This window comes from Methylobacterium sp. GC_Met_3 (assembly GCF_026540775.1).
Lineage (GTDB): Bacteria > Pseudomonadota > Alphaproteobacteria > Rhizobiales > Beijerinckiaceae > Methylobacterium.
Window position 1 is genome coordinate 40,560 of record NZ_JALNUL010000008.1, and the last position, 21,016, is coordinate 61,575.

Here is a 21,016-nt window from a genome sequence, read left to right on the forward strand (position 1 = left end):
GGCCTCACGCGGCGACGATCCGCGCAGCGATGAGCCGGCCGATCTCGGCATGAACCGAATCGACCGCTTCGACGGGCAGGGTGGAGCCGGTGATGTACACGGCCACGGTCACGGGCGCACGGCCCGGCGGCCGCAGGATCGCCACGTCGTTGAACGTGCCGTTGTCGCCGGTGCCGGTCTTGTCACCGACGGTCCAGTCCTTCGGCAACCCCGCCCGGAGCCGCTTGAATCCGGTCTGGCTTCCGACCATCCAGCCCTCCAGCCGTGCGCGCGACGGCGGCGCCAGGACGGTGCCGAGCAGGATCCGGCCGAGGGTCGCGCGCATCGCCTCCGGGGTGGTGGTATCGTGGGGATCGCCGGGGATCGCGGTGTTCAGCGTCGGCTCGTCGCGATCGAGACGTGTGACGGGATCGCCGGTGTTCCGCAGCCAAACGGTCAGGCCCTCCGGCCCGCCGAGGCGTGCGAGGAGCAGGTTGGCCGCCGTGTTGTCGCTCCATTCGAGCGCGGCGGCGCAGAGTTCGGCCACCGAGAGCCGGCCGGCGCCGCCCTGCGTCTCCAGGGCCTTCCGGGTCACGGGCGCGTAGCTCAGGAGAGCGTCTGCCCGGTACGATACCGGCGCATCGAGTTGTTCGGATCCGGCATCGACCCGCGCCAGCACCGCCGCCGCGGCCAGCACCTTGAAGGTGCTGCACATCGGGAAACGCGTATCCGCCCGGTGCTGGAGCAGGACGCGATCCACCGATCCGGCCGCGACGCCGATACGGCCGCCGATACGCCGCTCGAGCGCTTCGAGGTCCGGTTCGGCCGCCGCAGTCGCGGGCCGCATCGGCAGGAGCAGTGGCGCGGCGAGCAGGCAGCGGCAGAGTGTGCGGCGTGTGGGATGCATCCTGGCCTCCATCGAGGTTCGATGGGTCTGCATGAAGCGGGATCGGCCCGGCCACCGGATGGGGTATAGGGGCTTGGGCTGTTTCACGTGAAACACACTCGCACGACATGAAGAAGGCGAAGCTTGCGCGTCGCAGCTGCCATGACTGAAACCGAAACGCTCTTCGCCCCGGCCAGCGGCTTCGGCCGGGCGGCTGTCGCGGTGATCCGCCTCAGCGGCCCGGGGGCCCGAACCGTGCTCACCGGTCTGTGCGGAGCCTTGCCGGCGCCTCGCAGGCTGTCGCTGCGGACGCTCCGCAACCCGGCTGACGGGACCGAGCTCGACCGGGCGCTCGTGGTCTGGCTGCCGGGGCCGAACACCTACAGCGGCGAGGACATGGCCGAGCTGCACCTCCATGGCGGGCCAGCGGTGCGAATGGGCGTGCTCGCCACCCTGGCCCAGATGCCGGGATGCCGCGCGGCCGGGCCGGGCGCCTTCACGCGACGAGCGGTCCTCAACGGCCGGATGGATCTGGCCGAGGCCGAAGCCGTCGCAGACCTGATCGACGCGGAAACCGAGGGCCAGCGGCGGCAGGCTCTGCGCCAGCTCGACGGGGCCCTCAGCCGACAGGTCGCGGCTTGGCGCGCGGAGGCGATCGATTGCCTCGCCGCTGCCGAAGCGGCCCTGGATTTCGCCGACGAGGGCGACGTGGACGAGGCCGGGCTCGATGCCGCGCTGCTCGGACGGGCCACCGCCCTACGCGACCAGATCGCCGCAATCCTGCGGGACGGGCACCGGGGCGAGCGGCTGCGGGACGGATTCACGGTGGTGCTGGCGGGTGCGCCCAATGCCGGGAAGTCGACATTGCTCAACGCCCTGAGCCGGCGGGACGTCGCGATCGTGTCGGACGCGCCCGGTACGACCCGCGACGCGATCGAGGTGCGGCTGGATCTGGCTGGCCTGCCGGTGCTGCTGGTGGATACCGCGGGTTTGCGCGAGACGGTCGAACCCGTCGAGGCCGAGGGGATCCGACGGACCCGCGCGCGGATCGAGACCGCGGATTTGGTGCTGGCGCTCGTGCCGCCCGACGGCGCCGAACCCGACCTCGCCGGCACCGCAGTTCAAGTCCTGACGGTGCACACCAAGATCGATCTATTAGCCGGCTATCAAAACCTGCGATCGGACGGCGTTCTGGGGGTTTCCGCCCGGACCGGTCATGGGCTCGATGCCCTCCTCGACGCCATCCAGGCCCAGGCCGAGGCCGGCCTGGGGCAGGGCGATGCGCTGATCACCCGGGCGCGCCATCGGGCTGCGCTGGAAGCCTGTACGGCCCATCTCGATCGCCTGATCGTAGGGGCCAACGGCCCGCCGGAACTCGTCGCCGAGGATCTTCGCCTCGCCGTCCGAGCGCTGGGCGAGGTCGCCGGCCATGTCGGAGTCGAGGATGTGCTCGATCGTTTGTTTGCCGGCTTTTGTGTCGGCAAATAGCGGTCGAGTCGCGACTAGCTCGGAATCCGCAGGATCCGCGGACGCCAGATCCCGAGGGCGACGTTGGCAGCCGAAATCGCAAGCAGGACCCACAGCGTCCCGCGCTCGCCGGGGAGCGAGACGGCCAAAGCCGCCGGGTCGAGCAAGCCGGCCAACGCCCGGGCGCTCTGCGCGGCCTCCTGTTTCATCGGCCCCTGCACGTAGACCAGCCCGCCCTCGAACATCAGAACGCCGGTGGCGAGCTTCAGCCACGCCCAGCCTGCGTTGAGGTAGGCCCGGTTCACCGCCATGGCGATCAGGCCCGACATCAACGTCACGGCGAGCGACGGCAGGAACACCCAGGTGGCGACCGCGCCCATCGCGCCGCGCATCGCCGTGTAGCCGGGCAGGGCGCTCGGAGGCGGGGTCAGCGCCAGCATGACCACCAGGGACGCCAGCGCCCCCAGCAATCCAGCCGAGCCCATCGTGTGGAGGAATTTCAGAAGGCGTCGCACGGCGTCCCGGATCCGGCCGTTTCGCGCGAGCCTACCCGGGGTTGTCGTGCGACGTAAGCGGCGCAGCCGTCGCAGGGTTGCCGGTCAGCTCCGCAGGCCCGGCGCCTCCTGGCCGGTGCGGGCGACATACTCGGTGTAGCCGCCGCCGTATTGATGGATGCCCTCGGGCGTGACTTCGAGCACCCGGTTCGACAGCGCCGCCAGGAAGTGCCGGTCGTGGGAGACGAACAGCATCGTCCCCTCGTAACTGGCGAGCGCCGTGATCAGCATCTCCTTGGTGCCCATGTCGAGGTGGTTGGTCGGCTCATCGAGCACCAGGAAGTTCGGCGGGTCATAGAGCATCAGCGCCATGACCAGCCGGGCCTTCTCGCCGCCTGACAGAACCCGGCAGCGCTTCTCGACATCGTCGCCCGAGAAGCCGAAGCAGCCCGCCAGCGCCCGCAACGAACCCTGGCCGGCCTGCGGAAAGGCCTCCTCCAGGGTCTCGAACACGGTGCGGTCGCCGTCCAGCAGGTCCATGGCGTGTTGGGCGAAATAGCCGAGCTTGACGCTGCCGCCGATCGTGACCGCCCCGTCGTCGGGCGCGGTGGTGCCGGTCACGAGCTTCAGGAGCGTCGACTTGCCGGCGCCGTTGATGCCCATCACGCACCAGCGCTCCCGGCGGCGCACCGAGAAGTCGAGCCCCTCGTAGATCGTGCGGCTGCCGTAGCGCTTGTGGACACCCTTGAGCATCACGACGTCGTCGCCCGAGCGCGGCGCCGGCTGGAACTCGAACGCCACCGATTGCCGCCGCCGGGGCGGCTCGACGCGCTCGATCTTGTCGAGCTTCTTCACCCGGCTCTGCACCTGGGCGGCGTGGGAGGCCCGGGCCTTGAAGCGCTCGATGAAGGCGATCTCCTTGGCGAGCATCGCCTGCTGGCGCTCGAACTGCGCCTGCTGCTGCGCCTCGTTGAGCTTCCGCTGCCCCTCGTAGAACGCGTAATCGCCCGAGAAGGTGGTGAGCGCGCCGCCGTCGATCTCGATCACCTTGTTGACGATGCGGTTCATGAACTCGCGGTCGTGCGAGGTCATCAGCAGGGCGCCGTCATAAGCCTTGAGGAACGATTCGAGCCAGATCAGGCTCTCCAGGTCGAGGTGGTTCGACGGCTCGTCGAGCAGCATCACGTCCGGGCGCATCAGCAGGATGCGGGCGAGCGCCACGCGCATCTTCCAGCCGCCCGAGAGGGCGCCGACATCGCCGTCCATCATCTCCTGGCTGAAGCTGAGGCCGTCGAGCACCTCCCGGGCCCGGCCCTCCAGGGCGTAGCCGTCGAGCTCCTCGAACCGCGCCTGGACCTCGCCGTAGCGCTCGACCAGGGCGTCCATCTCGTCGGCCCGGTCCGGATCGGCCAGGGCCGCACCGATCTCGGCGAGTTCGGCCGCGACCGTGCTCACCGGCCCGGCGCCGTCCATCACCTCGGTGACGACGCTGCGGCCCGACATCTCACCGACATCCTGGCTGAAATACCCGATCGTGATGCCCCTGTCGGCCGAGACCTGCCCCTCGTCGGGCTGCTCCTCGCCGATGATCATCCGGAACAGGGTGGTCTTGCCCGCCCCGTTCGGGCCGACCAGCCCGACCTTCTCGCCGCGCTGCAGGGCGGCCGAGGCCTCGATGTAGACGAGCTGCCGCCCGTTCTGCTTGGTGATCTTGTCCAGGCGTATCATGGCGGTGGGCGCTGTCCGGGGGAATGCCCTGGCGCTTACGGCATCCGCCTGGGCTGCGCAAAGCGTGATGTCGCAGTGCGGGATAACGCTTGCACCCCATGCAGGCCTGGGCGCATGCCGGGAGCCGGAACCAGGCTCGACCGTTGCCTTGTGCAACAGTTGCCACGGGCAACATGAGGAACGCGATGCTGTTCGGTTGGTGGAAGACGGGCATGGACATGGCCATGCTGGGGCTGGAGGCGCAGGGCGTGATCGCCCAGCGCCTGGCGATGTTCGCCCTCGGGGGACCCGCAGCCCAGGCCGAGGCGCAGCTGATGGTGACCGAGAAGGTCATGGCCGCCGGCGAGGCCGCCTTCATGCTGGCCGCAGGCGCCTCGAACGGCAAGGTGATCCGCAGCTACCGGCGGAAAGTGCAGGCCAATGCAAGGCGGTTGAGCAAGAGCTGACCTGCCCCGGTCGGACGGGTTCCGAGCAAGTCTGCGATCAGGCCAGGAGGTGGGCGGCTTCTCCCTGCTGCAACAGCAGCGCCACCGCCTTCTGATCGAAGGAGACGAAGGTCTCCCCGCCCAGCCATTGGCCTTCATCGGCGAAGTGGCCGCCGGCTTCGAGTAGCATGAGCCCGGCTTCCACGGCGGGCCGGTTCCTGGCGACGTTCCCGGTATTGAGCAACGCGCGTATCGCAGCCGCCACATCGGCCGTCGCGAGCTTGGCCCCGACGCGCCGAAGTATCCAGACCAGTTCACACAGGCACGGCAGCGGCACCGCGATCGAGGCCGCGTCCCGGCGCAGCCTTCGCGCCGCGCGTGTTTGTGCGGGATCGTCGGCCAGAATCGCTCGCGCCAGCACGTTGGTATCGGCGGCGACTTTCATTCGTCGTCCCGCACGCCGGCTCAGCCCGCGGCGGTGATATCGTTCATCGCCTCGATCGTCAGCGGCTGATCCAGCCTCACTTTGCCGTCTAGGCTATGGAAAAAATCGTCGATGGAGCCGGCGGGCCGGGTCGCCCGCACGCGCAACTCGCCACCCGGCAGTTTCTCGAAGTTGATTCGCTCCCCGGCTTGACGCCAAGGTGTTGCAACAGGTCACGTGCGAGCGTGATCTGTCCTCTTGCTGTCACCGCGAGGGACGTCATCGCGATCTCCAAAGGTCCCACTGTCCGGACTTGAAGGAACGATTCGAGGTTCCGTCAATCCGGACGCGATCGTGACCGGCGACCTCCGCCACTCTCGCGCGCCACGCTCTACGGCAGAGTGGCCTCCGAAGCCGAAGCGCTGCTGGTCACGTCGCTGCGCTCGCTGAGACGGAGCGTTACTTGAGTCGCCTCAGTTCCCCGCCGTGCGGAACGTGTCGCACGCCTTGGTCTGGCCGCTCTTGTAGCCGGCCGTGAACCAGCGCTGGCGCTGGGCCGAGGAACCGTGGGTGAAGGAATCCGGCACCACGTAGCCCTGCGAGCGCCGCTGCAGCGCATCGTCGCCGATCTGCGCGGCGGCGTTCAGGGCCTCGTCGATATCGCCCTGGTCCAGCTCGGCGTACTTGTCGTTGGAGTTCTTGGCCCAGACGCCGGCGAGGCAATCGGCCATCAGCTCGATCCGCACCGAGAGGGCGTTCGCTTCGGTCTTGCTCGACGCCTGCTGCTGGCGGGCCTGGACCTTGCCGAGGATGCCGAGCACGTCCTGGACGTGGTGGCCGACCTCGTGGGCGATGACGTACGCGTAGGCGAAATCACCCTTCACGCCGAACTTGGTGGCCATCTCCTTGAAGAAGCCGGTATCCAAATAAACCTTCTTGTCGAGCGGGCAGTAGAACGGGCCCATCGCGGCCTGGGCTGAGCCGCAGCCCGAGCGGGTGCCGCCGGTGTAGAGCACCAGGGTCGTCGGGGTGTATTGCTTGCCGGTCTGCTGCGGCAGGATCTGACTCCACACGTCCTCGGTGTTGCCGAGGATCTTTGACGCGAACCGGCCGCTCTCGTCGGTGGGCGCCTGGCGCCGCTTGGCCTGCGTCTGCGGATCGGCCGGCTGCTCCTGCTGGCTGTGACCGCCGCCGATCCGCTCGGCGCCGCCGATCAGGATCGCCGGGTTGATGCCCGTGAAGTAGCTGACCATCAGCAGCACCACGATGGTGCCGATCCCGAGGCCGCCGGCACCGCCGCCGGGGAAGCCCATGCCGCCACCGCCGCCACCGCCTTCGCCCCGGCGATCCTCGACGTTGTCGGAGCTGCGTAGATCGTCCCAGCGCATGGTCGGGTCCCGCTATCGGTGCTGCGCCGGCCGCCGCGGGCGGGACGCAAGGTGTCGTGCGTCGTCATGTCCGGACGGCGGCGAACCGCCGGCGGGAACGAAACTCTAATGGCGGGAGGGGAGAGCCGGTTCCGCTTCCGCGGTCAAGCTGTCCCGTCGATGAGCGCGCGCAGGGCGCGGAAGTCCCGCCACGCCAGCCGCTTCTGCACCGGCTGGCGCAACAGGAAGGCCGGATGGAGCGTGGCGAGCAGCTTCACCTCACGATTCGGCAACGTGTACGGGAACAGCCGGCCGCGGGTGCGGAGAATGCCGTCCTTGGACCCGGTCAGCGTCTGGGTGGCGGGCGCGCCCAGGCAGACGATGATATCGGGATCGACCAGCTCGATCTGCCGCTCCACGAAGGGCCGGCACACCGCCACCTCCTGGGGGGTCGGGTTGCGGTTGCCCGGCGGCCGCCAGGGCACGATGTTGCCGATATAGGCGCTGGTCCGGTCGAGCCCGACCGCCTTCATCATCTTGTCGAGGAGCTGGCCCGAGCGGCCCATGAACGGCTTGCCGATCCGGTCCTCGTCGGCCCCCGGCGCCTCGCCGAGAAACATCACCCGCGCCTCCGGATTGCCGTCGCCGAAGACGAGGTTCTTGGCGGTGAAGCGCAGCGGGCAGGCATCGAAATCCGCGAGGATCCGCTCCAGCTCCTCCAGCGACTTGGCTTGGCGCGCCCGGGCGCGGGCGTCGCTCGCGGCCTCGTCGGGCTGGGCGCTGGCGGCCCGACCGAAGGTGCGCGGCACCACGACGGGCGGCGGGGCGCCGGGGGGTGGCACGAGGCTGTTGGCCACCGCGACGACCGGCGGCTCCACGGCCCTGGGCGGCGCGGCTCTGCGCGGGGCGCGCAGGGTCGGTGCGGGTGAGTCCGGCTCGCCGAAGCGGTCGTGCGGCTGCTCGTCGAGCGCCGCGTCGGCCCCGGCCTCCACGTGGAAGTCGAGATAGGCGATCAGGTCGGCTTGCGCGTCGGAGGGGCTCGGCATCAGAGACATCATGTGGGATTGCCGGGGCCTGTGGACAACTTTTGAAACGGGCCGGCCCCCAAGGACTTGCGTGACCGAAGGGCGCAGGGCCGGCGTCCGGAGACACGAATCGTCCAACCCACCCCCTCATCCTGAGGTGCCGGAGCGCAGCGCAGGTCTCGAAGGAGCCCTCCAGCGGTCTCGCGATCCGTGGAGCCCTCCTTCGAGGCCCGCTGCGCGGTCACCTCAGGATGAGGGGGGTGAAGTGAGCGTGCCCCGATACGCCCTCCGGTGCGGCAAAGGGAACTTTGCCTTGAGCTTGAGCGTCGGCAACTTGCCTTTCTAGCTTGGAATCGCTTGAGACGGCAGAAGGAACGCCGGCCCGGCGATGAATCGGGTCCTGAAACAAAGAAAAGGAGAGGCGAGGATGGCGCTGCCCGAACGCGAGAGCATGGATTTCGACGTGGTCGTGGTCGGCGCCGGCCCGGCCGGGCTCGCCACCGCGATCCGCCTGAAGCAGCGCGCCGCCGAGATCGGCGAGGAGATCTCCGTCGTCGTCGTCGAGAAGGGCTCGGAGGTCGGCGCCCACATCCTGTCCGGGGCGGTGGTCGATCCGATCGGCCTCGACCGGCTGCTGCCCGAGTGGCGCCAGGACCCGGAGCGTCCGCTCAAGACGGAGGTCCAGCGCGACGAGTTCATGATGCTCACCAAGAACAGCGGCATCACCCTGCCGAACCTGTTCTTCCCCAAGTTCATGTCGAACCACGGCAACTTCGTCGGCTCACTCTCGAACACGTGCAAGTATCTGGGCGCCCAGGCCGAGGCGCTCGGCGTCGAGATCTACCCGGGCTTCCCGGCCTCCGAGGTGCTGTTCGACGCGAACGGCGCCGTGGCGGGCATCGCCACGGGCGATCTCGGCATCGGCAAGTCGGGCGAGCCGCGCGACGACTACACCCGCGGCATGGAGTTGCGCGGCAAGTACACGGTGTTCGGCGAGGGCGCCCGGGGCAACCTGACCAAGGGGTTGATCCAGCGCTTCTCGCTCAACCGGCACAGCGACCACTTCAAGTACGGGCTGGGCGTGAAGGAGCTGTGGCAGCTCGCGCCCGGCAAGTTCGAGCCGGGGCTGGTGCAGCACACGATGGGCTGGCCGCTGCCCAACCGGGCCGGCGGCGGCTCTTGGCTCTACCATTTCGACGACCACCTGCTTTCGGTCGGCTTCGTCACGCACCTGAACTACGAGAACCCGACCCTGTCGCCGTTCGAGGAGTTCCAGCGCTTCAAGACCCACCCGATGATCGCCGAGACGTTCGAGGGCGCCAAGCGCATCGGCTACGGCGCGCGGGCCATCATGGAGGGCGGCTGGCAATCGGTGCCCAAGCTGGTCTTCCCCGGCGGCTGCCTGGTCGGCTGCTCGGCGGGCTTCGTGAACGTGCCGCGGATCAAGGGCTCGCACAACGCGATCCTGTCCGGGATGCAGGCGGCCGACGCCATCGCGGATGCGCTCAAGGCCGGCCGCGCGGGCGACGAGCTCACCGCCTACGAGGCCGGCTGGCGCGAGAGTCCGATCGGGCAGGACCTCAAGGCCGTGCGCAACGTCAAGCCGCTCTGGTCCAAGTACGGCACGCTGGTCGGCGTCGGGCTCGGCGGGATCGACATGTGGGCGACCACGATCCTCGGCGCCTCGCCGTTCGGCACGCTCAAGCACGGCAAGCCGGATCACGCCTGCCTCAAGCCGCTCTCCGAGGTGACGCCGATCACCTACCCGAAGCCCGACGGCAAGCTGACCTTCGACCGGCTCTCCTCGGTCTACCTGTCGAACACCAACCACGAGGAGGACCAGCCGCCCCACCTCAAGGTCCGCGACTTGGAGCTGCAGAAGCACTCCGAGCACGACATCTACGGTGGCCCCTCGTCCCGCTACTGCCCGGCGGGCGTCTACGAGTGGGTGGAGGATGCCGCGGCGAGCGACGGCGTGCGCTACCAGATCAACGCGCAGAACTGCGTCCACTGCAAGACCTGCGATATCAAGGACCCGAACCAGAACATCGACTGGGTGACGCCGGAGGGGCCGGGCGGGCCGAACTATCCGAATATGTGAGGGGCTGATCGAAGGCGGCGATGAAGGCCGGGCGCGTTCCGGGCCCGTGCGGTGACGTACTGGCCCGGAATACGATGCCGTCGCGATCCTGACCGAGCGACATGGCGGGTTCCTGATCCCCCGCGCGTTGATCGAGCCCCTGCGTGAGGTCGATATCCCCGCCTTGTCACGTCTTGAGCTCTGGCCGGGAGGAGCCGCCTTCGAGATCGCGGATCTCGACATTCACGTGAGCGTACACGGGCTTTTGACGACCGTGCTGCCGGCTATGATTCCGTCGGAGATCTTGTCGGGTCTGCTCGGCGAGCGGGGCGGGCGTCCACGGAACCCAGCGCCCGAGCCCGCCTGAACCAGTCTCCCCCCGCGCCATCCTTTCGCCTTGCGGGGCTGGCGGGATGGGTTCAGTGTCCCCGGCGCTTTTTCGGGGATAACCCGCCATTCTCGCGCCCGGCCTCTTGGTCGGTCGGCGCCCAGGAGCCGCGATCGGTTCATGATGACATCACGCGCCCGCCGGAGCGTCTCGGCGCTCGCCCTGCTGCTGGCCGCAGGTCTGCCGCAGACCGTGCTTGCCGCGCAGCCGAAGGAATCGACCCCGATCCTCGACTACGAGCCCGCGGATTCGCTCGAGGGCAACTTCCTCTCCGCCTACATCGCGGGCGCCGCTCGGGACACGGCGGCGGCCGCGACCTTCTACCGCGAGGCGGTCAAGGCCGACCCGCGCAATGCGGAGCTGGTCGAGCGCGCGTTCATCTCGCTGCTGGCCGACGGCGCCCTGCCGGACGCGTTCCGCACCGCCGAGAAGCTGATCGCCCGCGATCCGACCAACGGGCTCGCCAACCTCTCCCTCGGGGTGCGCCAGATCAAGGCCGGCCAGTGGGCCGCCGCCCGCCAGAATTTTTCGCGCAGCGGCCGGGGCGCGGCGACCGATCTCACCGCCACGCTGCTGACCGCCTGGTCGTACGCGGGGGCGGGTGATGGCAAGAAGGCGCTGGAGACCGTCAACAAGCTCCGGGGCGAGCGCTACTACAACACCTTCCGCGACTACCATGCCGGCCTGATCGCCTCGGTGACCGGCGACAACGCCGAGGCGGAGCGGCGCCTCAAGGCGGCCTACGAGGCCGACCGCAACACCCTGCGCATCGTCGATGCCTATGCCCGGATGGAGGCGAGCCTCGGCCGCACCGATCTCGCGATCCAGGCCTATTCGGACTTCGACCAGCTCTCGCCCCGCCACCCGCTGGTGCGCGACGCCCTCGACAAGCTGAAGGAGGGCAAGCCCCTCACGCGGCTGATCGGCACTGCCCAGGAAGGCGCCGCCGAGGTGCTGTACGGGCTGGGCTCGGCGGGCTCGACGCAGGGCGACGAGCTGCCCGCCGTGATCTACCTGCGCCTCGCCCTCTACCTCGCCCCCGACCACGCGCTCGCCCGGCTGACGCTGGCCGACACGCTCGACCGGATGAAGCAGCCCGAGCGCGCCAACGAGGCCTACGCGCAGATCCCCGCGACCTCCCCGCTCAAGCTCAACGCCGACATTCAGGTCGGCCTGAACCTGGAGCAGATGGGCAAGGGCGACGAGGCGCTGGAGCACCTCGACGCCACCATGAAGGCGCATCCCGACGACATCGACGTGATCACCGCGCTCGGCAACGTCCAGCGCGCGCGCAAGAAGTACGAGGAGGCGGCCGCCACCTACACCCGCGCCATCGACCTGATCGGCAACCGGCCGCAATCGAACTACTGGACGACCTACTACTTCCGCGGCACCGCCTACGAGCGGGCCAAGCAATGGCCGAAGGCCGAGGCCGACCTGAAGAAGGCGCTGGCCCTGGTGCCGGCCAGCCAGCCGGCCGCCAAGGCACAGGTGATGAACTACCTCGGCTATTCCTGGGTCGACCAGAACACCAACATCGACGAGGCGTTCAAGCTGCTGCAGCAGGCGGTCGATGCCAGCCCCCGGGACGGTATGATCGTCGACAGCCTCGGCTGGGCCTATTACCGCCTCGGCCGCTGGGACGACGCGGTGCGCGAGCTGGAGAAGGCGGTCGAGCTGAAGCCGGGCGACCCGACCATCAACGACCATCTGGGCGACGCCTATTGGCGCGCGGGCCGGCGGCTGGAGGGCAAGTTCCAGTGGCAGCACGCCAAGGACCTGAACCCCGAGCCGGACGACCTCGCCCAGATCAACGCGAAGCTCAAGGACGGCCTGCCCGACATCGAGAAGCCGACCGCCACGGCCGAGACCGTGCCGGCCCCGGTCGCCGCCCCGCACAGCGCCGAGAACCCCGAATTGCCCAAGGGCGCGCCGCAGCCGCACGAGGCACCGGGCGCCGCCGACAAGGCGAAGAAGTCAGGGGGGTGAGCCCGGCGCACGGCTCGGTGCTCTCCCTCCCCCCTTTGCGGGGGAGGGGGTGACGCGGAGCCGTTCGTGCCTCTCCTCCAACGGAGATGTGTGAATCCGATAGCCCGCAGCGGGGGGAGGGAGAGCGCGCGTGACAGCGGACTTGGGCATAAACCTGTGCTGATGGTGCTCCGCCTCGACAAAGGTATTTTGTCGCCCACCTCATAAAAATCGACGCGCATTTCCTGTCCGTTTGACGCACACTGCGCAGCCGTTCGCGGGCGGCCGCCCGCACGGGTGGACACATCCGCACGGCAACAGCCGGCGGCGGGCTCCGAGCCCGCAACTCAGCGAGGGAACGCCCATGCCGTCAGACATCGAGATCGCCCGCGCCGCGACCCTGAAGCCGATCGCGCAGGTCGCGGAAAAGCTCGGCATCCCGGATGACGCGCTCCACAATTACGGCAAGCACATCGCCAAGATCGACCACGGCTACATCGCCGGGCTGGCGAGCCGGAAATCCGGCAAGCTCGTGCTGGTCACCGCGATTTCGCCGACGCCCGCGGGCGAGGGCAAGACCACCACCACGGTGGGCCTGGGCGACGCCCTGAACCGGATCGGCGCCAAGACCATGATCTGCCTGCGCGAGCCCTCGCTCGGGCCGTGCTTCGGCATGAAGGGCGGGGCGGCCGGCGGCGGCAAGGCCCAGGTCGTGCCGATGGAGCAGATCAACCTGCACTTCACCGGCGACTTCCACGCCATCACGGCGGCCCACAGCCTCGCGGCCGCGCTGATCGACAACCACGTCTATTGGGCCAACGAGCTCAACATCGACGTGCGCCGCATCCACTGGCGCCGCGTGGTCGACATGAATGACCGGGCGCTCCGCCAGATCACCCAGTCGCTGGGCGGCGTCGCCAACGGTTTCCCGCGGGAGGACGGATTCGACATCACGGTGGCGTCCGAGGTGATGGCGGTGTTCTGTCTCGCCAAGGACCTGGCCGATCTGGAGGAGCGCCTCGGCCGGATCGTCATCGCCGAGACCCGCGATCGCAAGCTCGTCACGCTGAAGGACGTGAAGGCCACCGGCGCCATGACGGTGCTGCTCAAGGACGCCCTGCAGCCGAACCTCGTGCAGACGCTGGAGGGCAACCCGGCGCTGATCCATGGCGGCCCCTTCGCCAACATCGCCCATGGCTGTAACTCGGTGATCGCCACCCGGGCCGGCCTGCGGCTCGCCGACTACACGGTGACGGAAGCCGGCTTCGGCGCCGATCTGGGCGCTGAGAAGTTCCTGGACATCAAGTGCCGGCAGGCGGGGCTGACCCCCTCGGCGGTGGTGGTGGTGGCGACCGTCCGCGCCCTCAAAATGCATGGCGGTGTCGACAAGAAGAACCTCGGCGGTGAGAACATCGACGCCCTAGAGAAGGGCTTTGCCAACCTCGCCCGGCACGTCACCAACCTGCGCGGCTTCGGCTTGCCGGTCGTGGTCGGCGTCAACCACTTCTACGCCGACACCGATGCCGAGCACGCCAAGCTCAAGGAGCTGTGCCGTGAGCGGCTCGACGTCGAGGCGATCACCTGCCGCCATTGGGCGGAGGGCGGGGCCGGCGCCGAGGAACTGGCCCGCGCCGTGGTGAAACTCGCCGAGGCCGAGCCGGCACCGATCCGCCACGCCTACGAGACCGAGGCGCCGCTCTCCGAAAAAATCCGGGCGATCGCCACCAAGCTCTACGGCGCCGCCGACATCCAGATCGAGTCCAAGGCCGCCGGCAAGCTCGCCGCCTTCGAGAAGGATGGCTACGGGAACCTGCCGATCTGCATGGCCAAGACCCAGTACTCGTTCTCCACCGACCCGACCCTGATGGGCGCCCCCGAGGGCCACATCGTCGGCGTGCGCGACGTCCGGCTCTCGGCCGGCGCCGGCTTCGTGGTGGCGATCTGCGGGGAGATCATGACCATGCCGGGCCTGCCCCGGGTGCCCGCGGCCGACACGATCCGGCTGGACGCCAACGGGCAGATCGACGGGCTGTTCTAGGGATCACGCGCGGCCTTCACCAAGGTTGGCTCAGGCCGCGCGGGACCATCCCGGGAGTTCAGCGAGACAATCCGCAGGGCTCTACCCTGCACCTGCAAAAGGTCGAAGACCTTGTGAAACCAGGCTTTATGCGTCCCCGAACAGCGCCACCGCCAGCCGCGAATGATCCTCGCGCAGGCGACCCACATCCACTCCCACGGGCTGGCCGTCGATCACCCGCCAGCGCCCCGCCACCATCACCCGGTCGGCCCGGGTCGCGCCGCACAGCACCAGCGCCGCCAGCGGGTCGTGGGCACCCGAGAAGCGCAGCTCGTCCAGGGTGAACAGCGCGAGATCCGCCTCCCGCCCCACCTCGATCCGGCCGATATCGGTGCGGCCGAGGCAGGCGGCCGAGCCCTCCGTGGCCCAGCGGAGCGCGTCGAGATGCGTGACCGCCTCCGCGCCATAAGTGAGCCGGCTCAGCATCACCGCGTGGCGCACGCCCTCCATCAGGTTCGAGCTGTCGTTCGAAGCCGAGCCATCGACGCCGAGACCGACGGGCGAGCCCGCCGCCTCCAACTCGCAGGTGCGGCAGTGGCCGGATGCCAGCGTCATGTTGGAGGTCGGGCAGTGGCACACGCCGACCCCGGCCTTGCCCAGCCGGGCCACCTCCGCATCGTTGAAATGGATGCCGTGGGCCAGCCAGACCCGGTCGTTCAGCCAGCCGACCTCCTCCAGATATTCCACGGGGCGGCAGTGGAACATCGATTGGCAGTAGGCATCCTCGTCTAGGGTCTCGCCGAGATGGGTGTGCAGGCGGCAGCCGTGGCGGGCGGCCAGATCCGCGCTCTCGCGCATCAGCCGCTGGGTCACCGCGAAGGGCGAGCAGGGGGCGAGACCGATCTGCACCATCGCGCCGGGGGCGGGATCGTGGAACAGGTTCAGCACCCGCTCGCTGTCGGAGAGGATCGTGTCGTCGTCCTGCGTCAGTGCGTGAGGCGGCAGGCCGCCTTCGCGGTCGGACAGGCTCATCGAGCCGCGGGTGATGAAGGCGCGGATTCCGAGGTTGCGGGCCTCGTCGACCTGGACGTCGACTGAGTCCTCCAGCCCCTTCGGAAACAGGTAGTGGTGGTCGCCCGCCGTGGTGCAGCCCGAGAGCAGCAGCTCGGTATAGGCGACCCGTGTGGCCAGCCGGAACGCCTCCGGGGTGATCCGCCCCCAGATCGTGTAGAGCGCCTTCAGCCAGGGGAAGAGCGGCTTGTTGATCGCGATCGGATGGGCGCGGGTGAGCGTCTGGAAGGCGTGGTGGTGGGTGTTGATCAGCCCGGGGATCACCACGTGGCGCGACGCGTCGAAGGTCTCGTCCACCGGGGCCGCCGGCCGGGCGCCCGCCGCCACGAGCTCGACGATCCGGGTGCCCTGCACCACGATCCCGCCTTCCGCGCCCGGGGCCAGAATGGCGAGCGGGTTGCGGATCCACAGGCGGCGGGGCGCCGGTTCAGCTGCTTCGGCCATCCGTAAAACCGCTCCCGCTCACTCGATGTCCCTGCGTAGCGGAGCGGGTGGCCCGCCGGCAACCGGAACGTCGGAGGGCCGGTCTACCGGATACCCGCCCCGGGGGCCCAGGATTGTCCGCGTATTTCCGAGCGGGCCCCGCCTCCGGATCCTAGCTCCGGTAAGACTCGGCCGTCTGGACATGCTGCGGGCCGCCGTCTGGCGGCACCGCCACGCCGCGTTGCCCGAGCCAAGCCTCCATCTCGGCGATCTCCCGCTGCTGCTCGACGATCACCGCCTCGGCGAGTTGCCGGGTCCAGGGTTGACGGGCTCGGGCCGCCTTGAGAAACGTCATGCGGACTGACCTATCACCCGTTGGGAGCGGCCGCGCCGTGACACGGACAGCCCCGCGCCAAGACGTCTTCCTGGAGACGTCCGTGGAGACCTTCGCGGCGAAACCCGTCCCGGGCGCCGCGCCGGCCGCCCTGGGCAGCGACGACCTGATCGAACTGCTGTTCTTCGCCTATCGCGACTTCGTGGGGGATCCCGACCGGATCCTGTCGGCGTACGGCTTCGGCCGGGCGCACCACCGGGTGCTGCACTTCGCCGACCGCTATCCCGGCCTGACCATCGCCGAACTTCTCGACATCCTGCGGATCACCAAGCAGAGCCTCAACCGGGTGCTGAAGGACCTGATCGGCCAGGGCTACGTCGTGCAGAAGCCGGGCGCGAGCGACCGGCGCCAGCGCCTCCTGTACTGCACGGAATCGGGGGCAGAACTCGCGGCCGACCTGACCCGCGTCCAGGCGCGCCGCCTCGCCCGGGCGCTGGCCGCGCCGGATGCCCGGGGCTCGCCGGAGGACTTTCTGATGGCGATGATCGAGCCCGAGGACCGGCCGGCGGTCCAGCGCCTGATGGCGCGGCGCGGAACCTCCGGGGGCGGCGCATGAGCCATCCCGTCCGGGCCGACCTGCCCGACGAGGCCCCACACGTCCTCGTGGTCGACGACGACCGCCGCCTGCGCGAATTGCTCACCCGCTACCTGACCGACCAGGGGTTCCGGGTCACCGCGGCGGCGAGTGCCGCCGAGGCCCGGGCCCGGGCGCAGAGCGTGGTGTTCGACGCCATGGTGCTCGACGTGATGATGCCGGGCGAGAACGGCTTCGAATACGCCCGCAGCGTGCGCGAGACCTCCCGGGTGCCGATCCTGATGCTGACGGCCCGCTCCAACCCGAACGACCGGGTGATGGGCCTGGAAATCGGCGCGGACGATTACCTGCCCAAACCCTTCGAGCCGCGCGAGCTGACGCTGCGCCTCAGCAACATCATCAAGCGCAGCCCGCATCCCCGCGCGGCGGCGGCCGAGACGGTGACCTTCGGGCCGTTCGCGTTCCGGATCGACCGCGGCGAGCTGCGCCGGGACGACGAGATGATCCGCATCACCGAGCGCGAGCGGGAAATCCTGACCATCCTGGCAGCGGCCGGCGGCGCCAACGTGGAGCGCGAACAACTCGCCGGGAGCGGCGGCGCGGCGGCGGAGCGCACGGTCGACGTGCAGATCAACCGCCTGCGCCGCAAGACCGAGGTCGATCCCGCCAACCCGGTCTTCCTGCAGACGGTGCGGGGGGTGGGCTATCGGCTCGCGGTGGATTGAGGCCGGGCCGCGTCCGGACGGCTGATCCATCGAAGCAGACATCGCCGCGGGGATCGTTCGCCAACCTGATCGGACGCGATCGAGGGGCGCCCCGTAACACGCCCATCAGCCTGTCCGATCTCGGTCCGTTGCGTCCTCTATGCCCGGAGCCGATCTGCCGCTTCAACCGGCGTAAGCTTACGAAGTAGATCCTCGAACGGCATCGGCTTGGCGATGAAATAGCCCTGCATGTAGCGGCAGCCCTGCCGACGGGCGGCGTCCAGCTGCTCGGCGGTCTCGATGCCCTCGGCTATGCCTTCGAGGCCGAGGTTCCGGCAGAGATCCAGGATGGTGGAGACGAGGCTACAGCCCAGATCCGTGTCGATGCCGGCCATGAAGCTGCGGTCGATCTTGATCTTGTCCAGCGGCAGGCTGTGGACGTAGCCCAGGCTGGAATATCCCGTGCCGAAATCGTCCAGGGCGACCGCGATGCCCAGGGCTCGCAGCATGCGAATGGCCGCCTTGGCCTGATCGAAGTCGCGCATCAGCGCCGTTTCCGTCAGTTCCAGCGTCAACCGATGCGGATCGAAGCCGCTCGCGCGCACGGCGGCCAGGATTGCCAACACGGTCTCGGGCGAGGCCAGGTCTTGGGCCGACAGATTGAAGGACAGGCCGATCCCGCGCGGCAGCCGGGTGCCGTCGGCGAGCGCCTTGCGCAGGAGCAGGAGCGTCATGTCGTGGATGAGGCCGCACCGCTCCGCCGCGGCGATGAACCGGTCCGGGGACACGCCTCCGAGCTGCGGGCTGGTCCAGCGCGCGAGCCCCTCCACGAGGGCAATCTTGCCCGTGTCCGTATCGAGGATCGGCTGGTAATGCAGCGTCATCTCGGCGGAGAGGTCCGCCGTGCGCAGGGCGGTCTCCACGATCTGCTCGGCCCGGATGGCGTCCTCGTGCTCCTGTGAGAACAGGATCGTCTTGCCGCGACGATGCTCCTTCGAATGGTAGAGCGCGTAATCGGCGCGGTCGAACAGCGCATCCGCGTCGCGCCCGGCCCGGGGATACTTGGCCAGACCACCCGAGCAACCCGTGACGACCTGGATGTTGCCGAGGCGGATCGGCTTCGCCAGCGCGGCGCAGATGGCATCGCAGAACGCGATGATCTCCTCGGGCGGTCCAGGGTTCCGGACGAGGATGCCGAACTCGTCCCCGCCCAGGCGCGCGACGGTGACGTTTTCGTTGGCGAAGGCCGCCAATCGCTGGCCGATCACAGCCAGAACCCGGTCGCCGATGACGTGTCCGTAGGTGTCGTTGACCGGCTTGAAACGGTCGAGGTCGAAGATCGCCAGGGCGAAACGTGCGTCGTTCCCCGCCGAGGCCTGGATGAGCTCGCCGAGTTTCTGGAAGAAATAGCGTCGGCTGGGCAGCTCGGTGAGACTGTCCGTATGGGCGAGGCGCGCATTCTCGTCCGAGAGCCGGTCAGCCTCGGCCTGCGACGCGACCAACTGGACGAAGGCCCGGAAATTGTTGGTGAGGACGCGCACCATCACCACGGTCACGAAAGCGGTGTTGACGGCAATCGCCAGGAACACGTGGTTCTGACTGGTGATGCAGCAGAACAGAAAGACACCCATCACGATGCCGGTCACGAGAAAGGCCGCGACCGGCAGGTGGGTGAGACAGAAGATGCAGGCGATCACCGTGATCGCCACGAAGATCGCCACATGGCCCTGCTCATAAGGGCCGCCGTAGCCGTTCAAGATCATCGCCCAACTGACGAACGCGACAGAAAAGACTGCCGTCAGAACCGTCGTTTGACGAAGTTGGATGGCAGCCTGCTCCTGGCTCATCTCGTCGACGCGCATGCGCCACCACCGGACCGCGCGCAGCACGCAAACGGTGACCAGAACACCGGGAAATCCGAGAGTCAGAAGGACTGGCGCCAATGGATAATGCGTTACCGCGAGCGCACAGCTATTAACGGACAGCAGGACATAAAGAGTCGGGATGTGCTTCCGCAGTTCCGTCAGCTGGCTAATGCATGTGGGGACTTTAGAGTGATGGATCCGCACCAGATGTAGCATTTTATGATCATGCCCGAATATGATCGCTTGCGGTATTTTTGTTTGATCGATGACCGTAGAATGGAATCATTAAAAGCATCTTTCGAATATCTTCGTTTTACCACCTACAGTTAGATCTGAATTTATGTGCACTATTATACAGTTGATTATCGCGGAACGGCACTGACGCGATTGCTTCCGGGCGGACGACTAGGATCGGAGTGCAACGCAAAACGATCTGAAATGCCGGTTCGCCATGGACTGCAATCGGGACCCGCTGGCGCCCTTCGGTATGCCCGGCATGGGTCGCAAGCGGGCCGCGGACGCGCGACCCGATCGGATTCAGACGCCAACGGGATAGAGCCGCGGGTGCATCACACTGCGCGGGGCTCGTCGGGCTTCAGTTTGAGCGCCTTGGCGATCCGGGTCGACAGTCCACCCACCAGGGACACAGCGGCCTGCGGGCCGGCCAGGCCGCGCACCGCCTCGAGCGCCGCCTCGGCATCGGGTTTCATCACCGCGTAGACCAGCGGGCGCGCCGCCTTGCGGGGGCGCTCCGGCGTCACGGCGACGAGGAAGGTGCTGTAGCGTCTCCGAACGCGACCGGGCATGCTGCGGGATGTGGCATGTCGGCTAAGCATCGCCAAGGCCCGCAAGCGCTGATCATCGGAGCCGGCGCGGGATGCGTCGCGAGTCGCGACGATAATCCCTGCCCTCCGCCTCAGATCAAGGCGAGATCGATATCGGGCAGGGGCAATCCGTCGAACCGGGCGCGCCAGGACTTGCCGGGCGCGAGCGGCAACGCATCGGTGAGGGTGCCGGTTGTGATGATCTCGTGCGCTGCGAGAGGCGGTGCTTCCGGATCATTAGCCAGCACATCGACAAGATGGCCGAGGGCGGCAAGGGGCCCTGCGCCCATCACGTTCCGGCCGCCGCCCCGGGCAGCGCATGTTCCGTCCCGCAGCAGATCGACCGAGAACCGTTCGAGCCCGCCGATCCAGGCCGACCGCTCGTCCGCGGCAATCGGCACGCGCTCGCCCACCATCAGCAGCCCGTGCAGCCCGAAGGCTGCGACCGTGTCGGGGGCGGTGAAGCGCCAGCCGGGATAGAGGGATTGCACGATCTCGAATCCGGCGGCCGCCCAGGCGACGCATCCGATCAGGGCCGCGGCGTCCATGCCGGGTTCCAGGGTGCGGGCGAGCCCGAACACGATCTCGGGCTCGATGCGCGGCTCGACGAAGGCGGCGAGCGCCACGGGGTCGGCCGATACGACGTGCGCGCGCAGGGTCGTGTCGTAGACGTAGCCCCAGATCGGCGCGCGAACGCCGTACCGGTCCCAGAGGGTCGTGTTGGTGAACCCGATCTTGCGGCCGACCACCCGCTCGCCGCGGGCCGCCCGCAGATCGCGGATTTCCGCGGCCACCCGGTAGGCGGCCGGCAGGTCGAGGGTCGGGTCCCAGCCGGTCAGCGGCGCGATCGAACGGCGATGCTCGTGGGCGGCCAGGATGGTCCGGGCGTGGGTGGCGGCGGGGACGGGGTCGGCTATCATGACCCGGTTAGCATCCGGCATGCCGGAGGCGA

Annotated in this window: 19 protein-coding genes and 1 pseudogene; 8 read left to right on the forward strand and 12 right to left on the reverse strand. The window is 68.7% G+C overall.

What is annotated here, in order from left to right; genetic code table 11:
* Positions 1-4: 4 nt before the first annotated feature.
* On the reverse strand, positions 5-886 hold the full coding sequence (gene bla / locus OXS27_RS12875; RefSeq protein ID WP_267356518.1) for a class A beta-lactamase: 882 nt from the start codon (positions 884-886) through the stop codon (positions 5-7).
* A 141-nt stretch (positions 887-1,027) separates the two neighbouring features.
* Between bla and mnmE the strand changes: the two genes are divergently transcribed.
* Positions 1,028-2,353, forward strand: a complete 1,326-nt coding sequence (mnmE, locus tag OXS27_RS12880) for a tRNA uridine-5-carboxymethylaminomethyl(34) synthesis GTPase MnmE (RefSeq protein ID WP_267356519.1) — start codon at positions 1,028-1,030, stop codon at positions 2,351-2,353.
* A gap of 14 nt (positions 2,354-2,367) precedes the next feature.
* On the opposite strand, the gene OXS27_RS12885 is transcribed toward mnmE, so the two are convergent.
* Together OXS27_RS12885 and abc-f are read right to left on the reverse strand one after the other, a co-directional pair.
* Positions 2,368-2,847, reverse strand: a complete 480-nt coding sequence (locus OXS27_RS12885) for a hypothetical protein (protein ID WP_243922969.1) — start codon at positions 2,845-2,847, stop codon at positions 2,368-2,370.
* A gap of 84 nt (positions 2,848-2,931) precedes the next feature.
* Positions 2,932-4,554 carry a ribosomal protection-like ABC-F family protein gene (gene abc-f / locus OXS27_RS12890; RefSeq protein WP_243922971.1) on the reverse strand — a complete coding sequence of 541 codons (1,623 nt, stop codon included), beginning with the start codon at positions 4,552-4,554 and terminating at the stop codon, positions 2,932-2,934.
* Between the two features lie 185 nt (positions 4,555-4,739).
* Here abc-f and OXS27_RS12895 point away from each other — a divergent pair, with 185 nt between their 5' ends.
* The gene (locus OXS27_RS12895; RefSeq protein ID WP_243922973.1) at positions 4,740-5,000 is read left to right on the forward strand and encodes a hypothetical protein; all 261 of its coding nucleotides are present in this window, start codon (positions 4,740-4,742) and stop codon (positions 4,998-5,000) included.
* A gap of 37 nt (positions 5,001-5,037) precedes the next feature.
* Here the strand turns inward: OXS27_RS12895 and OXS27_RS12900 are convergent, their stop codons facing one another.
* The 4 genes and pseudogenes from OXS27_RS12900 to OXS27_RS12915 form a co-directional block, all read right to left on the reverse strand.
* Positions 5,038-5,424, reverse strand: coding sequence for a PIN domain-containing protein (locus OXS27_RS12900; protein WP_267356520.1), 387 nt, complete (start codon positions 5,422-5,424; stop codon positions 5,038-5,040).
* A gap of 20 nt (positions 5,425-5,444) precedes the next feature.
* A pseudogene (locus OXS27_RS12905) lies at positions 5,445-5,686 on the reverse strand (AbrB/MazE/SpoVT family DNA-binding domain-containing protein).
* 190 nt (positions 5,687-5,876) lie between these two features.
* A complete protein-coding gene (locus OXS27_RS12910; protein ID WP_267356521.1) occupies positions 5,877-6,791 on the reverse strand; it encodes a neutral zinc metallopeptidase in 915 nt (304 codons plus the stop codon).
* 143 nt (positions 6,792-6,934) lie between these two features.
* Positions 6,935-7,816: a uracil-DNA glycosylase gene (locus OXS27_RS12915; protein ID WP_267356522.1), complete on the reverse strand. Its 882-nt coding sequence runs from the start codon at positions 7,814-7,816 to the stop codon at positions 6,935-6,937.
* Between the two features lie 406 nt (positions 7,817-8,222).
* Between OXS27_RS12915 and OXS27_RS12920 the strand changes: the two genes are divergently transcribed.
* The 4 genes from OXS27_RS12920 to OXS27_RS12935 all read left to right on the forward strand — a co-directional run bounded on the left by OXS27_RS12920 (position 8,223) and on the right by OXS27_RS12935 (position 14,269).
* Positions 8,223-9,896, forward strand: coding sequence for an electron transfer flavoprotein-ubiquinone oxidoreductase (locus OXS27_RS12920; protein WP_243922981.1), 1,674 nt, complete (start codon positions 8,223-8,225; stop codon positions 9,894-9,896).
* A 127-nt stretch (positions 9,897-10,023) separates the two neighbouring features.
* The gene (locus OXS27_RS12925; RefSeq protein ID WP_243922982.1) at positions 10,024-10,242 is read left to right on the forward strand and encodes a hypothetical protein; all 219 of its coding nucleotides are present in this window, start codon (positions 10,024-10,026) and stop codon (positions 10,240-10,242) included.
* A gap of 141 nt (positions 10,243-10,383) precedes the next feature.
* Positions 10,384-12,252, forward strand: coding sequence for a tetratricopeptide repeat protein (locus OXS27_RS12930; RefSeq protein WP_267356523.1), 1,869 nt, complete (start codon positions 10,384-10,386; stop codon positions 12,250-12,252).
* A 343-nt stretch (positions 12,253-12,595) separates the two neighbouring features.
* On the forward strand, positions 12,596-14,269 hold the full coding sequence (locus OXS27_RS12935) for a formate--tetrahydrofolate ligase (protein WP_267356524.1): 1,674 nt from the start codon (positions 12,596-12,598) through the stop codon (positions 14,267-14,269).
* 126 nt (positions 14,270-14,395) lie between these two features.
* Here the strand turns inward: OXS27_RS12935 and OXS27_RS12940 are convergent, their stop codons facing one another.
* Positions 14,396-15,763 (reverse strand): 8-oxoguanine deaminase, encoded by a 1,368-nt coding sequence (locus tag OXS27_RS12940; RefSeq protein ID WP_267356525.1) that lies wholly within the window; start codon positions 15,761-15,763, stop codon positions 14,396-14,398.
* A gap of 151 nt (positions 15,764-15,914) precedes the next feature.
* Entirely contained in the window at positions 15,915-16,097 is a 183-nt protein-coding gene (locus OXS27_RS12945) for a DUF305 domain-containing protein (protein ID WP_267356526.1), read from the reverse strand.
* An 82-nt stretch (positions 16,098-16,179) separates the two neighbouring features.
* Here OXS27_RS12945 and OXS27_RS12950 point away from each other — a divergent pair, with 82 nt between their 5' ends.
* Positions 16,180-16,692 carry a MarR family transcriptional regulator gene (locus tag OXS27_RS12950; RefSeq protein WP_243923048.1) on the forward strand — a complete coding sequence of 171 codons (513 nt, stop codon included), beginning with the start codon at positions 16,180-16,182 and terminating at the stop codon, positions 16,690-16,692.
* A complete protein-coding gene (locus OXS27_RS12955; protein WP_243922992.1) occupies positions 16,689-17,396 on the forward strand; it encodes a response regulator in 708 nt (235 codons plus the stop codon). Before OXS27_RS12950 ends, OXS27_RS12955 begins: the two co-directional genes overlap by 4 nt.
* A gap of 137 nt (positions 17,397-17,533) precedes the next feature.
* On the opposite strand, the gene OXS27_RS12960 is transcribed toward OXS27_RS12955, so the two are convergent.
* From OXS27_RS12960 to OXS27_RS12970, 3 genes are all read right to left on the reverse strand, one after another.
* Complete coding sequence (locus tag OXS27_RS12960) at positions 17,534-19,237, reverse strand: EAL domain-containing protein (RefSeq protein WP_346733004.1); 1,704 nt, start codon at positions 19,235-19,237, stop codon at positions 17,534-17,536.
* Positions 19,238-19,809: 572 nt separating this feature from the next.
* Complete coding sequence (locus tag OXS27_RS12965; RefSeq protein ID WP_243922995.1) at positions 19,810-20,046, reverse strand: hypothetical protein; 237 nt, start codon at positions 20,044-20,046, stop codon at positions 19,810-19,812.
* A gap of 110 nt (positions 20,047-20,156) precedes the next feature.
* The gene (locus OXS27_RS12970; RefSeq protein ID WP_267356528.1) at positions 20,157-20,984 is read right to left on the reverse strand and encodes a hydratase; all 828 of its coding nucleotides are present in this window, start codon (positions 20,982-20,984) and stop codon (positions 20,157-20,159) included.
* Between the last annotated feature and the right edge of the window lie 32 nt (positions 20,985-21,016).